This window comes from Streptomyces sp. TLI_55, from assembly GCF_900206255.1.
GTDB classification, from domain to species: domain Bacteria; phylum Actinomycetota; class Actinomycetes; order Streptomycetales; family Streptomycetaceae; genus Streptomyces; species Streptomyces aquilus.
Genome location: NZ_OAOJ01000001.1, coordinates 5,268,024 through 5,287,058, shown reverse-complemented (window position 1 = coordinate 5,287,058; position 19,035 = coordinate 5,268,024). Strand labels below are relative to the sequence as shown.

Genomic DNA, 19,035 nt, shown 5'->3' with positions numbered 1-19,035 from the left:
TCCGGAATGCGGGACGCATGTCTCAGGGACGCCTGCGTCAGGGACATGCGTCTCAGGGGTTCGTCAGATGCCCCTGCACCACCGGCGCCACCCGCGCGATGATCTGCTCCACGTCCGCCGACGCCAGCGGCTCCACCTTGATCACGTACCGCAGCATCGCGATCCCGACCAGCTGCGCGGCCGCCAGCTCGGCGCGCAGTTCCGCGTCCGGGGCGTCGAGCTCGCCGGCGATCCGGCGCAGCAGCTGCGTGGAGACGAGGCGGCGGAAGACGGTGGCCGCGGCCTCGTTGTTCACCGCCGAGCGGACGATCGCGAGCAGCGGCGTGCGGGTCACCGGGTTCTCCCAGAGCCCGAAGATGACGTGGGTCATCCGCTCGCCGATGTCCTCCACCGGCCCGTCCAGCACCGTGTCCCGCTCGATCAGCGCCGGCGCGAAGGCCACCTCCACGGCCGCCTCGAAGACCTGCTCCTTGGTGCCGAAGTAGTGGTGGACCAGGGCCGAGTCGACCCCGGCGGCCTTCGCGATGCCGCGCACCGACGTCTTCTCGTACCCCCGCTCGGAGAACTCCGCGCGGGCGGCGGCCAGGATGCGGTCGCGGGTGTCGGCCGATTCCGTACGAGGGGGCCGGCCCCGTTTGCGCGCGGTGACGCCGTCGGTCACGGCAGCCTCTGCGCCTTCACGGCCGACGCCAGATGCAGCCGGGTGAACGCCAGCGCCTCCGCGAGGTCGGCCTCACGTTCGGCGCCGGACATCGCGCGCCGGGTGTTGACCTCGATGACGACATGGCCGTCGAAGCCGCTCAGGGCGAGACGTTCCAGCAGCTCGGCGCAGGGCTGGTTGCCGCGCCCTGGCACGAGGTGCTCGTCCTTCGCGGAGCCGCGCCCGTCGGCGAGGTGGACGTGGCCGAGGCGGTCGCCCATGCGGTCGACCATCTCCATCGCGTCGATGCGGGCCGTCGAGGAATGGCTGAGGTCGATCGTGAAGTGCCGGTAGTCCTCTTTGGTGACGTCCCAGTCGGGGGCGTACGCGAGCATCTCGCGGTCGCGGTAGCGCCACGGGTACATGTTCTCGACGGCGAACCGCACGTCCGTCTCGTTGGCCATCCGCCAGATCCCCTCGACGAAGTCGCGGGCGTACTGGCGCTGCCAGCGGAACGGCGGGTGGACGACGACGGTGCTCGCGCCGAGCTTCTCCGCGGCGGCCTGGGCGCGCTGGAGCTTGACCCAGGGGTCCGTCGACCACACCCGCTGCGTGATGAGCAGGCAGGGGGCGTGCACGGCGAGGATCGGGATCTGGTGGTAGTCGCTCAGTCTGCGCAGGGCTTCCATGTCCTGGCTGACGGGGTCGGTCCACACCATGACCTCGACGCCGTCGTAGCCGAGGCGTGCGGCGATCTCGAAGGCCGTCGCCGTCGACTCCGGGTACACGGAGGCCGTGGAGAGCGCCACCTTCGCGTCCGGGATCCGTACGACTGGTTCTGCCACGTGGGTCAGCCTAAAGGGTTCGGTCGGGTGGATGCGGGGTGCCTATTCGCCGTTGTGGGGTACGCCACGGGCGGGCGTCACACCGAGCCCATGTGATCAAGTCGCCGCAGGATCACGCCTTCCCGCAGCGCCCAGGGGCAGATCTCCAGGCTCTCCACCCCGAACAGGTCCATCGCGCCCTCCGCCACCAGCGCCCCCGCGAGCAGCTGGCCGGCTCGGCCCTCCGAGACTCCCGGGAGCTCGGAGCGCTGTGCCACCGTCATCCCCGCCAGCTGCGGTACCCACGCCTCCAGGGACTCCCGCTTCAGCTCGCGCTGGACGTAGAGGCCCTCGGTGGAGCGGGCGGCGCCGGCCAGGCGGGCCAGCTGCTTGAAGGTCTTGGAGGTGGCGACGACGTGGTCGGGGGCGCCGAAGCGGCTGAACTCGCCGACCGTGCGGGCGATCTGGGCGCGGACATGACGTCGTAGGGCCCTTATCGCCTCCGGGTCCGGCGGGTCGCCCGGCAGCCAGCCGGCCGTGAGGCGGCCCGCGCCGAGCGGCAGCGAGACCGCCGCGTCGGGCTCCTCGTCGATGCCGTACGCGATCTCCAGGCTGCCGCCGCCGATGTCGAGGACGAGCAGCTTCCCGGCCGACCAGCCGAACCAGCGGCGGGCCGCGAGGAAGGTGAGACGGGCCTCTTCGGCGCCGGTGAGGACCTGGAGCTCGACGCCGGTCTCGGTCTGCACGCGCGCGAGGACGTCGTCGGCGTTGCTGGCCTCGCGCACGGCGGAGGTGGCGAACGGCAGAAGGTCCTCGACGCCCTTGTCCTCGGCGGCCTGGAGGGCCTCCTTGACGACCGCGATCAGCTTCTCGACGCCTTCGGGACTGACGGCCCCGGCCTCGTCGAGGAGTTGGGCGAGGCGCAGCTCGACCTTGTGCGAGTGCGCGGGCAGCGGGCGCGCGCCAGGGTGTGCATCCACCACCAGGAGATGCACCGTGTTCGATCCCACGTCGAGGACACCGAGTCTCATGTACGGAACGCTACTGCCAGGCAAGCCGTGCGCCGTCCCCGGAGTCGTCCTGGGCGACTTACCCTGGACGCGTGCCAAAGACCAAAAAGGCGAAGAATGAGCAGGCCGCCACTGCCTCCGGCGCTTCTTCGCAGGCGAAGTCGCAGGTGAAGTCGTCGGCGAAGTCGTCGGCAGCGTCGGCGGACTCCCAGAAGTCACAGCTGATGACCGAGGTGAAGTCGCCGAAGATGTCGAAGAAGGCCCGGGCAGCGGACGAGAAGGGGCTCGACTTCGCGCGCGCGTGGGTGGAGTTCCCTGATCCGGCGGACGACGAGCAGGTCTTCCGGTGCGATCTGACATGGCTGACCTCTCGCTGGAACTGCATCTTCGGCAGCGGCTGCCAGGGCATCCAGGCGGGCCGCGCGGACGACGGGTGCTGCACACTGGGCGCCCACTTCTCCGACGAGGACGACGAGCAGCGGGTGGCCGGGCATGTGGCCAGGCTCACTCCGGAGATCTGGCAGTTCCATGACGAGGGCCGGGAACACGGCTGGATCTCGGAGGACGAGGACGGCGACCGGCAGACCCGCCCCTATCAGGGCTCGTGCATCTTCCAGAACCGTCCCGGCTTCGCCGGTGGCGCGGGCTGCTCGCTGCACATCCTGGCCATAAAGGAGGGCCGCGAGCCGCTGGAGACCAAGCCGGACGTCTGCTGGCAGCTTCCGGTGCGGCGGACGTACGACTGGATCGACCGGCCCGACGACACGCGGGTGCTCCAGGTCTCGATCGGTGAGTACGACCGGCGCGGCTGGGGTCCGGGCGGCCATGACCTGCACTGGTGGTGCACGTCGGCCACCTCGGCGCACGGCGCGGGCGACCCGGTGTACGTCTCCTACGGCCCGGAGCTGACCGAACTGATGGGCAAGGCGGGCTACGACCGGCTGGTCGAGCTGTGCGAGGAGCGGCTGGCCTCGCAGCTGCCCCTGCTGGCACCGCATCCCGCGGATCCGGCGGGCTGACCGGTCCATCGGCGACCGGTCGTCGCTCTGACCGTCCATCGGCGGCCGGCCCACGACCGATTCCCTCGGCGGCCGGCCCACGACCGGGTCCATCGGCGACCGGTCTACGACGTCGACGGGCTCGGGTCGCCGCTGTCGCTGGGCGGCGGCGAACTCGCCGGGTCCGACGGGGTCGGGTCGGTCGGGGTCGGGTCCGGGTCCGGCGACGAGGGCGGTGGGTCGCTCGGCGTCGGGTCCGTGGGCGCTGAGGTGCTGGGGGTCGGGTCGGGGTCGTCGGACGAGGGCGGCGGGTCGGCGGGGGGGCCGGTCGGGGTGGGCGCGGTGCCGTAGCCCTCGATGGAGACGACGGCGCCGGCCGGTGACACGGCCACCCGCGCGCTCCAGTAGCCGGACGGCTCGCGCAGATGGTCCACGTACACCTTGATCGTCAACGAGTCGCCGGGGGCGAGGGTTCCCGCGGACTGGCTGAGGTAGAGCCAGGAGGCGCCGGTGGTCGCGGACCAGCGGACCGGGGATTCGCCGGTCGCGGTGAGCGTGATCAGCGTGGTGTCGCCGCTGTTGGCGGCCGCCACCTCCAGATGACCGGCGCCCTTCTTGCCGGCGCCCGCGACGCTGATGACCTCCACGGACACATCGGGTTTGTTGCCCTTGGCGAAGCGGTCGCCGGGCTGACTGCTGGCGTTGCCCGCGTTCTCGTAGCCGTCCCCGACCGCCTCGCCGTCCAGGCCGTCCGGGCCGCGCGCCTCGCTGGCGGAGGCGGAGCGGCCCTCGCCGCCCTCGGCGGTGGGAGTGCCTCGGTAGGCGGCCCAGAGCGCCAGCACCGGCGCCGCGACGACGGTGGCGACGACGGTCGTGGTGACGGCACGCGCGCGGAGACGGTCCCGGCGGGCGGCGCGGTCCTTGGGGTCCATCGGGAAGCCGCGCCGGTCGAAGCGCGGCGCGGACGCACCCCGCGCGCGCGGGAGGTGCGCCATGGCGACATGCAGGGTCGCGCGGGGCGCCTCCAGGACGGGCAGCTCCGAGGGGGTGACGCTCGCGCCGGGCCAGCGGCCGGTGATCGCGCGCTCGGCGGTACGGCGGCAGCGCGGGCAGTCGTCGACATGCCGGACCAGCTCACGGCGCACGGCCGTGCTGAGCACCAGCTGGTCGCCGGTGAGGCGGGCGACGCCCGGGCAGGTGCCGGTCTCCACTACGGCGAGGGCCGCGCGGGTGCGCTCGACCTCGCAGGCGGCGGCCGAGAGCAGTTCACGGGCGGCGGCCAGGTCCATGCCGAGGACGGCGGCGACCTCGTGGGCGGCGAGGTGGTGGCGCACGGCGAGTTCGAGGGCCTCGCGCTGCTCCGGGGTGGTGCCGGCGGCCTCCGGCCAGGCGAGCAGGGCGAGTTCACGCCGGCGCGCCTCCTGGACCTCCTCGGAGACGGGCGGGGCTGCCTTGCGGTCGACGGTGTTCCGGTCGCCGGCGTGGCGGCCCGCCGCGTGGGTGGCCTGACGTTTCTGCTTGGCCTCGGCCAGCTTGCGCAGACAGGCCCAGCGGGCGAGCGCGTAGAGCCAGGCCCGGCGGTCGCCCGCCGCGTCCGGGCCGCGGCGCTTCTCGGCGAGCGCGAGGACGTCACCGAGCGCGGCGGTGGCCGCGTCGTGGTCGCACAGCACCGACAGGCAGTAGGTGAACAGGCCGTCCAGGTACGGCTCGTAGCGCGCGGGCGGCCGCTGCGCCAATGTGCGCGCGGCACCGCGATCGCGCGCCTCCCGTTGCGCTCGATGTGCGCCGGTGGTGCGGGTCGAGGTCTCCGGACTGCTGCTCATCACCCGTGGACGGTAGGACGCGGGCGATCGCCCCTTCTCCCACCTTGAGCACTTTTACTCCGTACGGGTGAAACGATCCCTCATAAGGGGACAGGAACCCTTCGTTCCGTGGCTTGTTCCTGACAGCGGTGGCCGGTTACCGACGGCGCGCACCGCCCGGCGGCCGATGCGCCGCACTGAGTGTGAGGCACGCCATCTCCTGAGTAGTCGTACTCATGTCCGGTCTCTTGCGCGCTCACAGACTTCCGGCATGAGACGAATTTCCCTGCTGCCCATAGCCGCACTGACCGCGCTGTGCGGGCTCGCGCTCGCGGGCTGCGGCACCGAACGGGCCGCGGACGCGTCCGCGCGGACCGAGGTCGACCAGGTCCGGCCCGGTTCCTCCGCTGCCGCCACGCCCCGGCCCGACCCGGCCGACGACGAGTCCGGCGACTCCGAGTTCCTCGCGTTCATGATGCTCCTCAACACGGTCGTCGAGCCGTGCGCACCGGAGCTTCCGACCGCGATGCCCCCGGAGGAGTCGGAAGCCACGATTCCTGCTGATATATCCGTCCCCGACGAACTGCCCCTCCCCGACGAGCCGCCGCCCACGAGCGCGCCGCGCGACCCCGAGGAGGCCCGGCAGGAGATCGAGCTGAGCTCCGTCGAGAAGTGCGAGGCCCGCGAGCACACCCGCCGCATCACCAAGGCCCTCGCCGCCGGCACCGCCGACCCGGCGCCGGGCGACGTCGCCGGGGTCCTACGCAAGCTCGGCTACCTCGAGGAGCGCATCGACGGCCCGCAACGCGCGCGTGGGGGCGTCGAGTTCACACTTGACCTGCGCGTGATGGGCGGCTCGCTGTGCCTGTCCGGCACCACGACCGGCACGAAGACCACGATCGAGCCGTACGGCGCCGACGTGGAGGTCGCCTGCACGGAGGTCCGGAGGTGAGGCGCGGAAACTGAGCCCTGGCGGACGTTGTCAGTGCGGGCGGCTACGGTTTCGTCCATGGCTGCCCGTACGAAGACCGCCAAGGACCGCCCCGCCTTCCGCTGCACCGAGTGCGGCTGGCAGACGGCGAAGTGGCTCGGCCGCTGCCCCGAATGCCAGGCATGGGGGACGGTCGAGGAGTACGGCGCGCCCGCGGTGCGCACGACGGCACCCGGCCGCGTCACCACCTCCGCCCTGCCCATCGGCCAGGTGGACGGCCGCCAGGCCACCGCCCGCTCCACCGGCGTGCCCGAGCTGGACCGCGTCCTGGGCGGCGGCCTCGTCCCCGGCGCGGTCGTGCTGCTGGCGGGCGAGCCCGGCGTGGGCAAGTCCACGCTCCTGCTCGACGTGGCGGCCAAGTCGGCGAGCGACGAGCACCGCACGCTGTACGTCACGGGCGAGGAGTCGGCGAGCCAGGTCCGGCTGCGCGCCGACCGCATCAAGGCCATCGACGACCATCTGTACCTCGCCGCGGAGACCGACCTCGCCGCGGTCCTCGGCCACTTGGACGCGGTGAAGCCGTCGCTGCTGATCCTCGACTCGGTGCAGACGGTGGCCTCCCCGGAGATCGACGGCGCCCCCGGCGGCATGGCCCAGGTCCGCGAGGTCGCGGGCGCACTCATCCGGGCCTCCAAGGAACGCGGCATGTCCACGCTCCTGGTGGGCCATGTCACCAAGGACGGCGCGATCGCGGGCCCACGCCTGCTGGAGCACCTCGTGGACGTGGTGCTCTCCTTCGAGGGCGACCGGCACGCGCGCCTGCGTCTCGTCCGGGGCGTCAAGAACCGCTACGGCGCGACGGACGAGGTCGGCTGCTTCGAACTGCACGACGAGGGCATTACGGGCCTTACGGACCCGAGCGGACTTTTCCTGACCCGTCGTGACGAACCGGTCCCCGGCACCTGTCTGACGGTCACCCTGGAAGGCCGCCGCCCGCTGGTGGCCGAGGTCCAGGCCCTCACCGTCGACTCCCAGATCCCCTCCCCCCGGCGCACCACGTCCGGTCTGGAGACCTCCCGCGTCTCGATGATGCTCGCCGTCCTGGAGCAGCGGGGCCGGATCAGCGCCCTCGGCAAGCGGGACATCTACTCCGCGACGGTCGGCGGAGTGAAGCTCTCGGAGCCCGCCGCGGACCTGGCCATCGCCCTCGCGCTGGCCTCCGCGGCGAGCGACACCCCGCTGCCCAAGAACCTCGTCGCGATCGGCGAAGTAGGCCTCGCGGGCGAGGTCAGACGGGTCACGGGCGTCCAGCGCCGACTGTCCGAGGCCCACCGTCTGGGCTTCACCCACGCCCTCGTGCCGGGCGACCCCGGCAAGATCCCCCCCGGTATGAAGGTCCTGGAAGTCGCCGACATAGGGGACGCCCTGAGAGTCCTTCCGCGCTCGCGTCGGCGAGAGGCCCCACGGGACGAGGAGGAGCGCCGGTAGACTTTGCCCTGGTCTCGCCCGTCCGTACGAACCGCATGTACGAAAGGGGAGCGCCAGAAGACCTGCGACCGGAGGAGTGCAGTGGCAGCCAACGACCGGGCAGCAGCTCCCGGAAAGTCCGGCGGGAGCTCCGGTGCCGATGGCCTGATGCGCGCCTCACTGAGCGCCGTGGCACCCGGCACGGCCCTGCGCGACGGCCTGGAGCGGATTCTCCGCGGCAACACGGGCGGGCTCATCGTGCTCGGCTTCGACAAGACGGTGGAGCCGATGTGCACGGGCGGCTTCGTCCTGGACGTCGAGTTCACGGCCACGCGCCTGCGTGAGCTGTGCAAGCTCGACGGCGGCATCGTGCTGTCCACGGACCTGTCGAAGATCCTGCGGGCCGGCGTCCAGCTGGTCCCGGACCCGACGATCCCGACGGAGGAGACCGGCACCCGCCACCGCACGGCGGACCGGGTGTCCAAGCAGGTCGGCTTCCCGGTCGTCTCGGTCTCCCAGTCGATGCGCCTGATCGCCCTCTACGTCGACGGCCAGCGCCGCGTCCTGGAGGACTCCGCGGCGATCCTGTCCCGCGCGAACCAGGCGCTGGCGACCCTGGAGCGGTACAAGCTCCGCCTCGACGAGGTCGCGGGAACGTTGTCAGCGCTGGAGATCGAGGACCTCGTCACGGTCCGGGACGTCTCCGCGGTGGCCCAGCGCCTGGAGATGGTCCGCCGCATCGCGACGGAGATCGCCGAGTACGTGGTCGAGCTCGGCACGGACGGCCGCCTCCTGGCCCTCCAGCTCGACGAGCTGATCGCGGGCGTGGAACCGGAACGCGAACTGGTGGTCCGGGACTACGTCCCCGAGCCCACGGCCAAGCGCTCCCGCACGGTCGAAGAGGCCCTGTACGAACTGGACGCCCTCACCCACGCCGAACTCCTCGAACTCCCCACGGTGGCAAAGGCACTGGGCTACACGGGTTCGCCGGAGGCGTTGGACTCGGCAGTGTCCCCGCGCGGCTTCCGCCTGCTGGCAAAGGTCCCGCGCCTCCCGGGCGCGATCATCGACCGCTTGGTGGAACATTTCGGCGGCCTGCAGAAGCTCCTCGCGGCGAGCGTGGACGACTTGCAGACGGTGGACGGCGTCGGCGAGGCACGGGCGCGGAGCGTACGGGAGGGCTTGTCCCGCTTGGCCGAGAGCTCGATCTTGGAACGCTACGTATAAGGGCCTATAGGGGCGCGGGGAACTGCGCGACAAGCCCCCACGGAGCCGCACACGACAGGCAACCCACCCTGGCCGCCCCTTAGTCGCTCTCCAACACGAACGACGTCTGCACCTTCGCGTACCCCGGAGCAGCCAACTCCACCAGATACGTCCCCGCTCCCGCCGACCCCGCTGGAGGCGTCGCACACTGCGGAGCACTCGGCTTCCGGTCCCACTTCACCGTGTACGTGATGCTGCTGCCCGCAGGCGCCCGGAACACCAGACTCCCCGCGGTCTTCGGGCAGTCGGCGGACGACCAGTACTCGTCGTCCTCCGCGGCCTGAGTGATCGTCAACACCGCGCTCTTCGGCCCGAGATCGACCTTGCAGTCACTGCCGGAGGAGTTGGCCGCGGTCACCAGCAGCGTGGGCGTCTCACCGGGGCCGTACCCGTTGTGGAGGCTGCGCACGGTCAACTTCACCGCGCCGCTGGTGCAGTTGGGCAGCGTCGAGCCCGCCGGCACGGTGTCGTCCTGACCGACGCCACTGCCCGCACCGCCACCGGCTGTCCCGCCTTCCGAGCCGCCGGAGCCCGCGGACCCCGAGCCTCCGGACCCGGCGGTCGAGCCGGCGCCGTCACCGGACCCGTCGTCGGAGCCGGACCCACCGCCGTCGCCGCCACCGCTCGACTCGTCGCGCCCGCCCGGCGCTTGACTGATCGCGGGCCCTGAACTCGACGGTCCCGGGGTGATGGAGGGCGCGGGATTCTTGCCGTTGGACCCGTCGGCACCGTTGTTGCCGCCACCGCCGTCCGACGTGACCACCCAGGCGATCAGGAGTGCCAACAGGGCCAATACAGACAGCAGTACGGCCCTCCGTCGCCAGTAGATGGAGGAGGGAAGCGGCCCGACCGGATTGCGCAGAGATCCCACGGCGCAAACTGTACGAGAGATCGGCGCCCGCGCTGGCCCTACCCGCCGCGGGGGATCACAACTTTTCCGGATCATCATTCCGGACGCGGGCGTTCGCCCCCTGCCTTTCGTCGGGTGCGGCACCTGATGATCGCGGGGTGTGACCATTTCGGCCCGCCGTCTACGTTCCGTGACCACGGAGGGCGAGGACACCGGGCGCTGTTCCGCCATCACCGACCGGCCCACGACACTCTTACGTGGGTACAGCGCACGGTTCGCGATCGCGTCCCTTGCACCTCTGGCCACGGCTCTGGCGTATACGGAAGAGGGCGTTCAACCGGCCGACGTCACAAGTGCCCGGAGAAACGGCACTGCTGTCGACCGTCAGGGACTGCCGTACGCCTGAGGGGTGGCGGTGCCCCCGCGTCCCCTGTCCGGCATGGCAGGATCGGAAGGCCATGACTGCGCCCATCACCAAGTCCCCCGCCCTCTCCGAAGCCGAAGCCGAAGCCGAAGCCGTCGCCCGAGTCGGCGCTCAGGTCGACGCCGACGCCGCCGGAGCGCATCTGCACGCCCCCGTCATCGACTGGTTCGACGAGCACGCCCGCGATCTGCCGTGGCGCCGCCCCGACGCCGGGCCGTGGGGGGTGATGGTCAGTGAGTTCATGCTCCAGCAGACGCCGGTCAGCCGGGTCCTGCCGGTCTACGAGCAGTGGCTGGCCCGCTGGCCGCGCCCCGCGGACCTCGCCCAGGAGGCGCCCGGCGAGGCCGTGCGCGCCTGGGGCCGGCTCGGCTACCCCCGCCGCGCGCTGCGGCTGCACGGCGCCGCCGTGGCGATAACGGAACGGCACGGCGGGGACGTACCCACCGACCACGCCCAGCTGCTCGCGCTGCCCGGCATCGGCGAGTACACGGCCGCGGCCGTCGCCTCCTTCGCCTACGGCCAGCGGCACGCCGTCCTCGACACCAACGTCCGGCGGGTCTTCGCGCGGGCCGTCACCGGCGTGCAGTACCCGCCGAACGCCACCACCGCCGCCGAACGCAAGCTGGCCCGCGCCCTGTTGCCCGAGGACGAGTCCACCGCCTCCCGCTGGGCCGCCGCCTCCATGGAGCTCGGCGCGCTGGTGTGCACCGCCAAGAACGAGTCCTGCCACCGTTGCCCCATCGCCGCGCAGTGCGCCTGGCGCCTCGCGGGCAAGCCGGAGCACGACGGTCCGCCGCGGCGCGGACAGACGTACGCCGGTACCGACCGCCAGGTGCGCGGCAAGCTGCTGGCGGTGCTGCGCGAGGCGCACGCGCCCGTGCCGCAGGCCGCGCTGGACCGGGTGTGGCACGAGCCGGTGCAGCGCGCGCGGGCCCTGGACGGCCTCGTCGCGGACGGGCTCGTGGAGCCTCTGCCCGGTGGTTTGTATCGGCTGCCGTTGACGTAACGCCGTGCAAACACCTCTCCAAATCAGCCCAAACCGGCGCCATTCGCTGCGCCGGTTTACCCCTTTCCTGCTTCCGTTACACAACCGACGGACAGCCGAGGGCTAGCCGCGCGCTGCTCCGCACAGCCCCGTGACAACAGCTCCGTAGCTTCATTGGCGTACCGCAAGGACGGCGGCACACAGGCAATGAGGAACCGACGGCAGGCGAGTCGGAAACGGGGATGGAGGCGGTCGATCATGGCGCAGGGCGAGGTGGCAGAGGTGCTCGAGTTCGAGGAGTACGTCCGCACCCGGCAGGACGCGTTGCTGCGCAGCGCTCGTCGCCTGGTCCCGGACCCCGTCGACGCGCAGGACCTGCTCCAGACGGCGCTGGCGCGGACGTACGGCCGCTGGGAGACCATCGAGGACAAGCGGCTCGCGGACGCCTATCTGCGCCGGGTCATGATCAACACCCGGACCGAGTGGTGGCGGGCCCGCAAGCTGGAGGAGGTGCCGACCGAGCAGCTCCCGGACGCTTCGGTCGACGACGCCACCGAGCAGCACGCGGACCGCGCCCTGCTGATGGACATCATGAAGGTGCTCGCCCCCAAGCAGCGCTCCGTGGTCGTGCTGCGACACTGGGAGCAGATGTCCACGGAGGAGACGGCCGCCGCCCTCGGCATGTCGGCCGGTACGGTCAAGAGCACGCTGCACCGGGCCCTCGCCCGGCTCCGCGAGGAGCTGGAGAGCCGCGATCTGGACGCACGCGCGCTGGAGCGTGAGGAGCGGGAGCGTTGCACGGCGGCCTGACCGACAGGGCTCGCGGCGCCGACGGGACATTCGGCGCCGACCCCGACCCCGCACCGGGGCGGGGCGCTTTCCAGGCGGCGATGACGGCGGTGGCCGTACTCGCCGCCCTTGCCCTTTTCGTCTCCGCCTGCGCCACCGGAGGCACCGGCACCCGTGACGAGGGTCCGGCCCATGTCGAGACCTCCGCCGGCTCGGAGATGGCCGCGGGCGCCGCGCCCTCGGCGAAGGCCTCGTACTCCGGCAATCTGACCAAGGCCGAGGCCGCCCAGCTGCTCAAGGACGACCCCTCGGTCTCGGCCGAGGTCAAGAACGACCTCCAGCCCTGCACCGGCGACGACCCGCCCGTCGACGTGACCTCCGGCGACCTGACCGGCGGAACCGCGCGCGACGTCGTGGTCAACGTGCTGACCTGCGGCGACATCATCGGCATAGGGGCGTACGTGTATCGCCTTCAGGACGGCGCGTACGAGAATGTGTTCAAGGCCGAGGAGCCCCCGGTCTACGCGCAGATCGACCGGGGTGACCTGGTGGTGGACAAGCAGGTGTACGAGAAGGGCGACGCGGTGGCGGCACCCTCCGGCGAGTACGTGTTCATCTACCACTGGACGGCGGGGCGGTTCGTCAAGCGCTGGGACCAGTACAGCGAGTACGGCAAGACGAGCGAAGGCCCTGCCGAGACCACGCCGACGCCGGTGCCGACGAGCTGAATTTCGAGAAGCCCCGGATTCCGTGAACCGATCGGGCCGTTCGGAACGATCACCTTTCGACAGCAAGACCACGCGAGACCACAACGCAGGACCAAGGACAGAGAGCAGCGGGATGGCAGACCAGACTCACGTTCTGTTCGTCGAGGACGACGACGTCATCCGCGAGGCCACCCAGCTCGCCCTGGAGCGGGACGGCTTCGCGGTCACCGCGATGCCCAACGGCCTGTCGGGCCTGGAGGCGTTCCGGGCCGACCGCCCCGACATCGCCCTGCTGGACGTCATGGTCCCGGGCCTGGACGGCGTCAGCCTGTGCCGGCGCATCCGGGACGAGTCGACCGTGCCGGTGATCATGCTGTCGGCGCGCGCGGACTCCATCGACGTGGTGCTGGGCCTGGAGGCCGGCGCCGACGACTACGTGACGAAGCCGTTCGACGGCGCCGTGCTGGTCGCCCGTATCCGCGCGGTGCTGCGCCGCTTCGGGCACGCGGGCGGCGGCGAGCGGGCGGACGACTCCGCGGCCGCGGCGGACGGCGGGGTGCTGACCTTCGGCGAGCTGGAGATCGACACCGAGGGCATGGAGGTGCGCCGGGCCGGCGAGCCGGTGGCGCTCACCCCGACCGAGATGCGCCTGCTCCTGGAGTTCTCCTCCGCGCCGGGTACGGTCCTGTCCCGCGACAAGCTCCTGGAGCGCGTGTGGGACTACGGCTGGGGCGGGGACACGCGTGTGGTGGACGTCCATGTGCAGCGGCTGCGGACGAAGATCGGCCAGGACCGCATCGAGACGGTCCGTGGCTTCGGCTACAAGTTGAAGGCCTGAGCGGGGCGGACATGCGGGGGACAATGCAGCGCCTGGTCCCGGCGCGACTGGAGCGCGCGGGCATCCGTACGGGACTGCGGTGGAAGCTCAGCGCGGCCATCGCGTTCGTCGGCGCGCTGGTCGCGATCGCCCTGAGCCTGGTCGTGCACAACGCGGCCCGGGTCTCGATGCTGGACAACGCCCGCGACCTCGCGGACGAGCGCATCCAGATCGCCCAGCGCAACTACGACCAGTACAAACGCCCGAACCCCTTCCCCAACGTCAAGATCAACGACTCCTCGCTGCCGAGAGAGCTGCGGGAGAAGGTCGAGCAGGGGCGCCGGGCGACGTATGTGACCGACCGGCCGGGCGGCGAGCCGGACATCTGGGCCGCCGTCCCGGCGGCGAACGGCAATGTGCTGTCCCTGCACACCACGTTCACCGACCGCAGCACCGACATCCTCAAGGACCTCGACCAGGCCCTGGTGATCGGCTCCATCGCCGTCGTCCTCGGCGGCAGCGCCCTCGGCGTGCTCATAGGCGGCCGCCTGTCGAGCCGGCTGCGCAAGGCGGCGACGGCGGCGGGGCAGGTCGCGAGCGGTGAGACGGACGTACGGGTGCGGGACGCGATCGGCGGTGTCGTACGGGACGAGACCGACGACCTGGCCAGCGCGGTGGACGCGATGACCGACGCGCTGCAGCAGCGCATCGAGGCCGAGCGCCGGGTCACCGCCGACATCGCGCACGAACTGCGCACCCCGGTGACCGGCCTGCTCACGGCGGCCGAGCTGCTGCCGCCCGGCCGTCCCACGGAACTGGTCCTGGACCGGGCGAAGGCGATGCGCACGCTCGTCGAGGACGTGCTGGAGGTGGCCCGCCTCGACAGCGCGTCGGAGCGGGCGGAGCTGCAGGACATCCTGCTGGGCGAGTTCGTCAGCCGGCGGGTGGCGGCCAAGGACCCGGACATCGAGGTCCGCGTGGTGCACGAGTCGATGGTCACGACCGACCCGCGCCGCCTGGAGCGCGTCCTGTTCAACCTGCTAGCCAACGCCGCGCGGCACGGCGCGCCGCCGATCGAGGTCACCGTCGAGGGCCGGGTCATCCGCGTCCGCGACCATGGCCCCGGCTTCCCCGAGGACCTCCTCGCCGAGGGCCCGAGCCGTTTCCGCACGGGCAGCGCGGACCGCGCGGGGCACGGCCACGGCCTCGGCCTGACCATCGCCGCGGGCCAGGCCCGGGTGCTGGGCGCCCGCCTCACCTTCCGCAACGTCCGCCCGGCGGGCGCGCCGAACGGCGTGCGGGCGGAGGGCGCGGTGGCGGTGCTGTGGCTGCCGGAACACGCGCCGACGAACACGGGGAGCTATCCGCTGATGCCGTGAGGCTCCCTGCGGTCGATGGTGGCACTGGGCGCCGGCATCGTCGTAGGGCATGAAGATCTTCGTAGGCCATGAAGTAGGACACGAAGTACGACATGAAGAAGGCCCCCGGGGCGGACACCGACCGGGGGCCTTCAGCTCATCTGCGCCTGTGCGGATCAGACGGCCTCGACCATCGCCGCCGGAGCCGCGGCGGCATCCGCGTCCTGCGTCTTCGGCCCCGCGCCCTTCAGCGGGACCTCCTTCACGAAGACGGCCGCCACCAGCGCGACCACCGCGACGACGGACCCGAGCAGGAACGCCGAGTGGGTGCCGGAGGACACGGCGTGCTGATAGGCCTCGCGCAGCGCGTCCGGCAGCTTCGCCAGGCTCGCCGCGTCCAGCTGCGCGGACTGCTCGGTCATCTTGGCGCCGGCCGCTCCACCGCGCTCGGCCATGACGTCCTGGACCCGGTTGTTGAACAGCGCGCCCATGATGGCGACGCCGAACGACGAGCCCAGCGTCCGGAAGAGGGTGGTGGACGACGAGGCGACGCCCATGTCCTTCATCTCGACGCTGTTCTGCGCGACCAGCATCGTGATCTGCATCAGGCAGCCCATGCCGAGACCGACGACGGCCATGAACACCCCGGAGGTGAACCGGGACGTGCCGGTGTCCATCAGCGACAGCAGGTACAGGCCGACGACCATCAGCATGCTGCCGAGGACGGGGAAGACGTAGTACCGCCCGCTGTTCGTGGTCACCCGTCCGGCCACCATCGAGGTCACCAGCATCGCGCCGAGCATCGGCAGGAGCAGCAGGCCCGAGTTGGTCGCCGAGGCGCCCTGGACGGACTGCTGGTAGAGCGGCAGATAGAGGGTCGCGCCGAACATCACGAAGCCGGTGATGAAGCCGATGACCGACATCAGGGTGAAGTTGCGGCTGCGGAAGATGTGCAGCGGCACGACCGGCTCGACGGCCTTGGTCTGCCAGAACACGAACCCGATCAGCGAGGTCACGCCGATGCCGATGAGCTCCATGATCCGGGCGGACGTCCAGGCGTACTCGGTGCCGCCCCAGGTGGTGACCAGCACGATCGAGGTGATGCCGACGGTCAGCAGGGCGACGCCGAGGTAGTCGATGCGCGCCTTGGCCCGCTTCTTCGGCAGGTGCAGTACGGCGCTGATCGCGGTCAGCGCGACGACGCCGAGCGGCAGGTTGATGTAGAAGGACCAGCGCCAGCCCCAGTTGTCGGTGATGGTGCCGCCGACGAGCGGTCCGCCGATCATCGCCAGCGCCATGACGCCGGCCATCATGCCCTGGTACTTGCCGCGCTCCCGCGGCGGGATGAGGTCACCGATGATCGCCATGACGCCGACCATCAGACCACCGGCGCCGAGGCCCTGAACGGCCCGGAAGCCGATGAGCTGGCTCATGTCCTGCGCCATGCCGCTGAGCGCGGAGCCGATCAGGAAGATCACGATCGACGTCATGAAGGCGCCCTTGCGCCCGTACATGTCGCCGAGCTTGCCCCACACGGGCGTGGAGGCCGCGGTCGCGAGGGTGTACGCCGTCACGACCCACGACAGATGTTCGAGTCCGCCCAGATCGCCGACGATCGTCGGCATCGCGGTGCCCACGATCATGTTGTCGAGCATCGCGAGCATCATCGTGATCATCAGGGCGAGCAGGACGACCCGCACGCTCCTGGGCTGCTTCTCGTCTTCCGGTACCGCTGGCTCGGCTGCCTGTGTGTCCGCCATCATTCCCACTCCCCCGGCACTTACTTGCCGCCCGGCTAGTTAACTACACTGAGGGAAGGTAGACCCGTAACTAGCCGGGCGTCAAGTAAGTTTTGTTCCAAGCACGTTTCCCCAGTCAAGGAGTGCGCGAGGATGGGCGGCACCATGGACGGCACCAGGCAGCGGCGCCGCGGGGACACCCGCCAGCGCATCCAGGACGTAGCGCTCGAACTCTTCGCCGAGCAGGGCTACGAGAAGACGTCGCTGCGCGAGATCGCGGAGCGGCTGGAGGTCACGAAGGCGGCGCTGTACTACCACTTCAAGACCAAGGAAGAGATCCTGGTCAGCATCTTCGACGATCTGACCCAGCCGATCCTCGACCTGATCGAGTGGGGCAAGCAGCAGCCGCACACGCTGGAGACCAAGCAGGAGATCGTACGGCGCTACAGCGACATCCTCGCCGACGCCACCCCCCTGTTCCGCTTCATGCAGGAGAACCAGGCGACGGTACGGGAACTGCGCGTCGGCGAGACCTTCAAGGAGCGCATGCAGGGCCTGCGCGACATCATGATCGACCCGGCGGCGGACCTGGTCGACCAGGTCCGCTACATCAGCGCGATCTTCACCCTGCACGCCGGGATGTTCTTCCTCCAGGACCTGCCCGGCGACGCGGAACAGAAGCGCAAGGCGGTCCAGGAGGTGGCGGCGGACCTGGTCACCCAGGCCCACCGGGGCATCGCGAAGGGCTAGGGCCTGTCCGGGTCTCAGACGGTGACGCCCTTGGAGCGCAGGAAGGCGACCGGGTCGACGGCCGAGCCGTAGTTGGCGGTCGTACGGATCTCGAAGTGCAGGTGCGGACCGCTGGAGTTGCCGGTGTTGCCGGACAGGGCGATGCGCTGACCGGTCTTGACGACCTGGCCGACCTTGACCTCGATGCGCGAGAGATGGGCGTACTGCGAGTAGAGCCGGTTGCCGTGCTTGATGACGATGGCGTTGCCGTACGCGGGACCGTCACCGGCACCATTGCCGCCGGCCTTGACGACCGTGCCGCCGTGCGCGGCGAAGACCTTGGTACCGCTGGACACGGCGAAGTCCTGCCCGCTGTGGGTGGACTGCCACATGCTGCCGGCCTGCGCGAAGCTCGCGCTCAGCGTGTACTTCTTCACCGGGTCGATCCAGGAGGCGGCCTTCTTGGCGGGGACGCCGGTCTCGGCGGCCGCCGCGACCCCGGTCCCCAGCACGGCCGAGGCTCCCAGGCCGACGGCCACCACGGCCGCGCGGGTGCGGAGCTTGGACATACGGGAAGAACGGGAAGCAATACGCGGGGACATCGGAACCTCATGGGGACGGGGACAGAAAAGCCACCCGACGCACAGGCATCCGCCGGATGGGGCATCCCTTGGTAACCCCGACCTCCCGAAACGCCCAAACCACCTGTCTACGACGGAAGCTAGTACTTCATCCGAAAACTTCCGCTTTCTTGACAGAGGCACCACTTGGGACGAATCCACCCAAGACGGTGAGATAGCGCCAGAGGTTGTAGGCCGAAAGTCCTTTTCGTCCGCATCAGACCCATCACTAAGCGCCTTAGTAAGGGACAAATCGCCTGTGCGGCATGTCACCGGGCGTGGAGATCCACTGACGGGGAGATGTGACGGGGGCTACTCCGCACGACCTCTTCCCACTTACCCCCCAGTAACCCTACGGTTCCCCTCGCGCCACCCACGCCAAGCACCATGCCCCCGTCAACGGCAGCAGCACCGGACGTGAGAGGACCCCCCACCCATGACGAGCAGACGCCCCTTGGTGCGCCGCATGACCGTCACCGCCGTCTCCACGGCGGCCCTCGTCGCACTCGCCGCGCCCGCCGACGCGGCGACCACCGAGGACGTCGACTACGCGACCTGGCAGCAGGACTGTCAGACGGTCATGAACCAGGCGCTTCCGTACCTCAAGCAGCGGATCGCCGCCCCCAAGCCCGGAGAGAAGCAGGCGATCGTCTTCGACATAGACAACACCACCCTGGAGACCGACTTCGGCTTCAGCTACCCGCAGCCGGCCAACAAGCCGGTCCTGAACGTCGCCCAGTACGCCCAGGAGCACGGCGTCTCGCTGTTCTTCGTGACGGCCCGCCCCGGCATCATCCGCTCGGTCACGGACTACAACCTCGACCACGTCGGCTACGACGTCTCCGGCCTCTACGTCCGCAGCTTCATCGACCTGTTCAAGGACGTCGCCGCCTACAAGACCGCCCAGCGCGTCGACATCGAGAACAAGGGCTACACGATCATCGCGAACATCGGCAACAGCGCCACCGACCTCTCGGGCGGCCACGCCGAGAAGACGTACAAGCTCCCGGACTACGACGGTCAGCTCTCCTGACCGACCTGGTCAACTGCCGATATCCTCACCTCCGTTGACGCGATCA

The 19,035-nt window shown here is 70.7% G+C and carries 18 protein-coding genes; 11 read left to right on the top strand and 7 right to left on the bottom strand.

The genetic code is table 11. From position 1 onward, the window contains the following. Window positions 1–52: 52 nt before the first annotated feature. The 3 genes from CRP56_RS24330 to CRP56_RS24320 all read right to left on the bottom strand — a co-directional run bounded on the left by CRP56_RS24330 (window position 53) and on the right by CRP56_RS24320 (window position 2,495). A complete protein-coding gene (locus CRP56_RS24330; protein ID WP_097267314.1) occupies window positions 53–661 on the bottom strand; it encodes a TetR/AcrR family transcriptional regulator in 609 nt (202 codons plus the stop codon). Continuing rightward, window positions 658–1,485 (bottom strand): sugar phosphate isomerase/epimerase family protein, encoded by an 828-nt coding sequence (locus CRP56_RS24325; protein WP_097267312.1) that lies wholly within the window; start codon window positions 1,483–1,485, stop codon window positions 658–660. Before CRP56_RS24325 ends, CRP56_RS24330 begins: the two co-directional genes overlap by 4 nt. A 77-nt stretch (window positions 1,486–1,562) precedes the next feature. After that, a complete protein-coding gene (locus CRP56_RS24320) occupies window positions 1,563–2,495 on the bottom strand; it encodes a Ppx/GppA phosphatase family protein (RefSeq protein ID WP_097267310.1) in 933 nt (310 codons plus the stop codon). 203 nt (window positions 2,496–2,698) lie between these two features. Here CRP56_RS24320 and CRP56_RS24315 point away from each other — a divergent pair, with 203 nt between their 5' ends. After that, complete coding sequence (locus CRP56_RS24315) at window positions 2,699–3,493, top strand: hypothetical protein (protein WP_257041979.1); 795 nt, start codon at window positions 2,699–2,701, stop codon at window positions 3,491–3,493. 104 nt (window positions 3,494–3,597) lie between these two features. On the opposite strand, the gene CRP56_RS24310 is transcribed toward CRP56_RS24315, so the two are convergent. Next, window positions 3,598–5,295 carry a BACON domain-containing protein gene (locus CRP56_RS24310; protein WP_373559673.1) on the bottom strand — a complete coding sequence of 566 codons (1,698 nt, stop codon included), beginning with the start codon at window positions 5,293–5,295 and terminating at the stop codon, window positions 3,598–3,600. A 250-nt stretch (window positions 5,296–5,545) separates the two neighbouring features. On the opposite strand from CRP56_RS24310, the gene CRP56_RS48485 reads away from it, so the two are divergent. From CRP56_RS48485 to disA, 3 genes are all read left to right on the top strand, one after another. After that, window positions 5,546–6,226 carry a hypothetical protein gene (locus CRP56_RS48485; protein ID WP_257040962.1) on the top strand — a complete coding sequence of 227 codons (681 nt, stop codon included), beginning with the start codon at window positions 5,546–5,548 and terminating at the stop codon, window positions 6,224–6,226. Window positions 6,227–6,283: 57 nt separating this feature from the next. After that, window positions 6,284–7,693 (top strand): DNA repair protein RadA, encoded by a 1,410-nt coding sequence (radA, locus tag CRP56_RS24300; protein WP_097267304.1) that lies wholly within the window; start codon window positions 6,284–6,286, stop codon window positions 7,691–7,693. A gap of 81 nt (window positions 7,694–7,774) precedes the next feature. Then, window positions 7,775–8,899 carry a DNA integrity scanning diadenylate cyclase DisA gene (disA, locus tag CRP56_RS24295; RefSeq protein ID WP_097267302.1) on the top strand — a complete coding sequence of 375 codons (1,125 nt, stop codon included), beginning with the start codon at window positions 7,775–7,777 and terminating at the stop codon, window positions 8,897–8,899. 79 nt (window positions 8,900–8,978) lie between these two features. On the opposite strand, the gene CRP56_RS24290 is transcribed toward disA, so the two are convergent. Further along, on the bottom strand, window positions 8,979–9,809 hold the full coding sequence (locus CRP56_RS24290; protein ID WP_097267300.1) for a hypothetical protein: 831 nt from the start codon (window positions 9,807–9,809) through the stop codon (window positions 8,979–8,981). A gap of 437 nt (window positions 9,810–10,246) precedes the next feature. Here CRP56_RS24290 and CRP56_RS24285 point away from each other — a divergent pair, with 437 nt between their 5' ends. The 5 genes from CRP56_RS24285 (at window position 10,247) to cseC (ending at window position 14,889) form a co-directional block, all read left to right on the top strand. Next, window positions 10,247–11,218: an A/G-specific adenine glycosylase gene (locus CRP56_RS24285; RefSeq protein WP_097267298.1), complete on the top strand. Its 972-nt coding sequence runs from the start codon at window positions 10,247–10,249 to the stop codon at window positions 11,216–11,218. A 237-nt stretch (window positions 11,219–11,455) separates the two neighbouring features. Beyond that, on the top strand, window positions 11,456–12,007 hold the full coding sequence (locus CRP56_RS24280) for a SigE family RNA polymerase sigma factor (RefSeq protein ID WP_097267296.1): 552 nt from the start codon (window positions 11,456–11,458) through the stop codon (window positions 12,005–12,007). Then, complete coding sequence (locus CRP56_RS24275) at window positions 11,992–12,714, top strand: hypothetical protein (RefSeq protein WP_373559671.1); 723 nt, start codon at window positions 11,992–11,994, stop codon at window positions 12,712–12,714. Before CRP56_RS24280 ends, CRP56_RS24275 begins: the two co-directional genes overlap by 16 nt. A 112-nt stretch (window positions 12,715–12,826) precedes the next feature. Next, window positions 12,827–13,531, top strand: coding sequence for a two-component system response regulator CseB (cseB, locus tag CRP56_RS24270; protein WP_097267294.1), 705 nt, complete (start codon window positions 12,827–12,829; stop codon window positions 13,529–13,531). Between the two features lie 11 nt (window positions 13,532–13,542). Next, a complete protein-coding gene (gene cseC / locus CRP56_RS24265) occupies window positions 13,543–14,889 on the top strand; it encodes a two-component system sensor histidine kinase CseC (protein WP_097267292.1) in 1,347 nt (448 codons plus the stop codon). 155 nt (window positions 14,890–15,044) lie between these two features. Here cseC and CRP56_RS24260 read toward each other — a convergent pair whose 3' ends face one another. After that, the gene (locus CRP56_RS24260; protein WP_097274409.1) at window positions 15,045–16,628 is read right to left on the bottom strand and encodes an MDR family MFS transporter; all 1,584 of its coding nucleotides are present in this window, start codon (window positions 16,626–16,628) and stop codon (window positions 15,045–15,047) included. A 132-nt stretch (window positions 16,629–16,760) separates the two neighbouring features. Between CRP56_RS24260 and CRP56_RS24255 the strand changes: the two genes are divergently transcribed. Further along, window positions 16,761–17,357, top strand: coding sequence for a TetR/AcrR family transcriptional regulator (locus CRP56_RS24255; RefSeq protein ID WP_097267290.1), 597 nt, complete (start codon window positions 16,761–16,763; stop codon window positions 17,355–17,357). 14 nt (window positions 17,358–17,371) lie between these two features. Here CRP56_RS24255 and CRP56_RS24250 read toward each other — a convergent pair whose 3' ends face one another. Beyond that, window positions 17,372–17,938, bottom strand: coding sequence for a M23 family metallopeptidase (locus CRP56_RS24250; protein ID WP_097267288.1), 567 nt, complete (start codon window positions 17,936–17,938; stop codon window positions 17,372–17,374). Window positions 17,939–18,392: 454 nt separating this feature from the next. On the opposite strand from CRP56_RS24250, the gene CRP56_RS24245 reads away from it, so the two are divergent. Further along, window positions 18,393–18,989, top strand: coding sequence for an HAD family acid phosphatase (locus CRP56_RS24245; protein WP_097267286.1), 597 nt, complete (start codon window positions 18,393–18,395; stop codon window positions 18,987–18,989). Window positions 18,990–19,035: the final 46 nt, after the last annotated feature.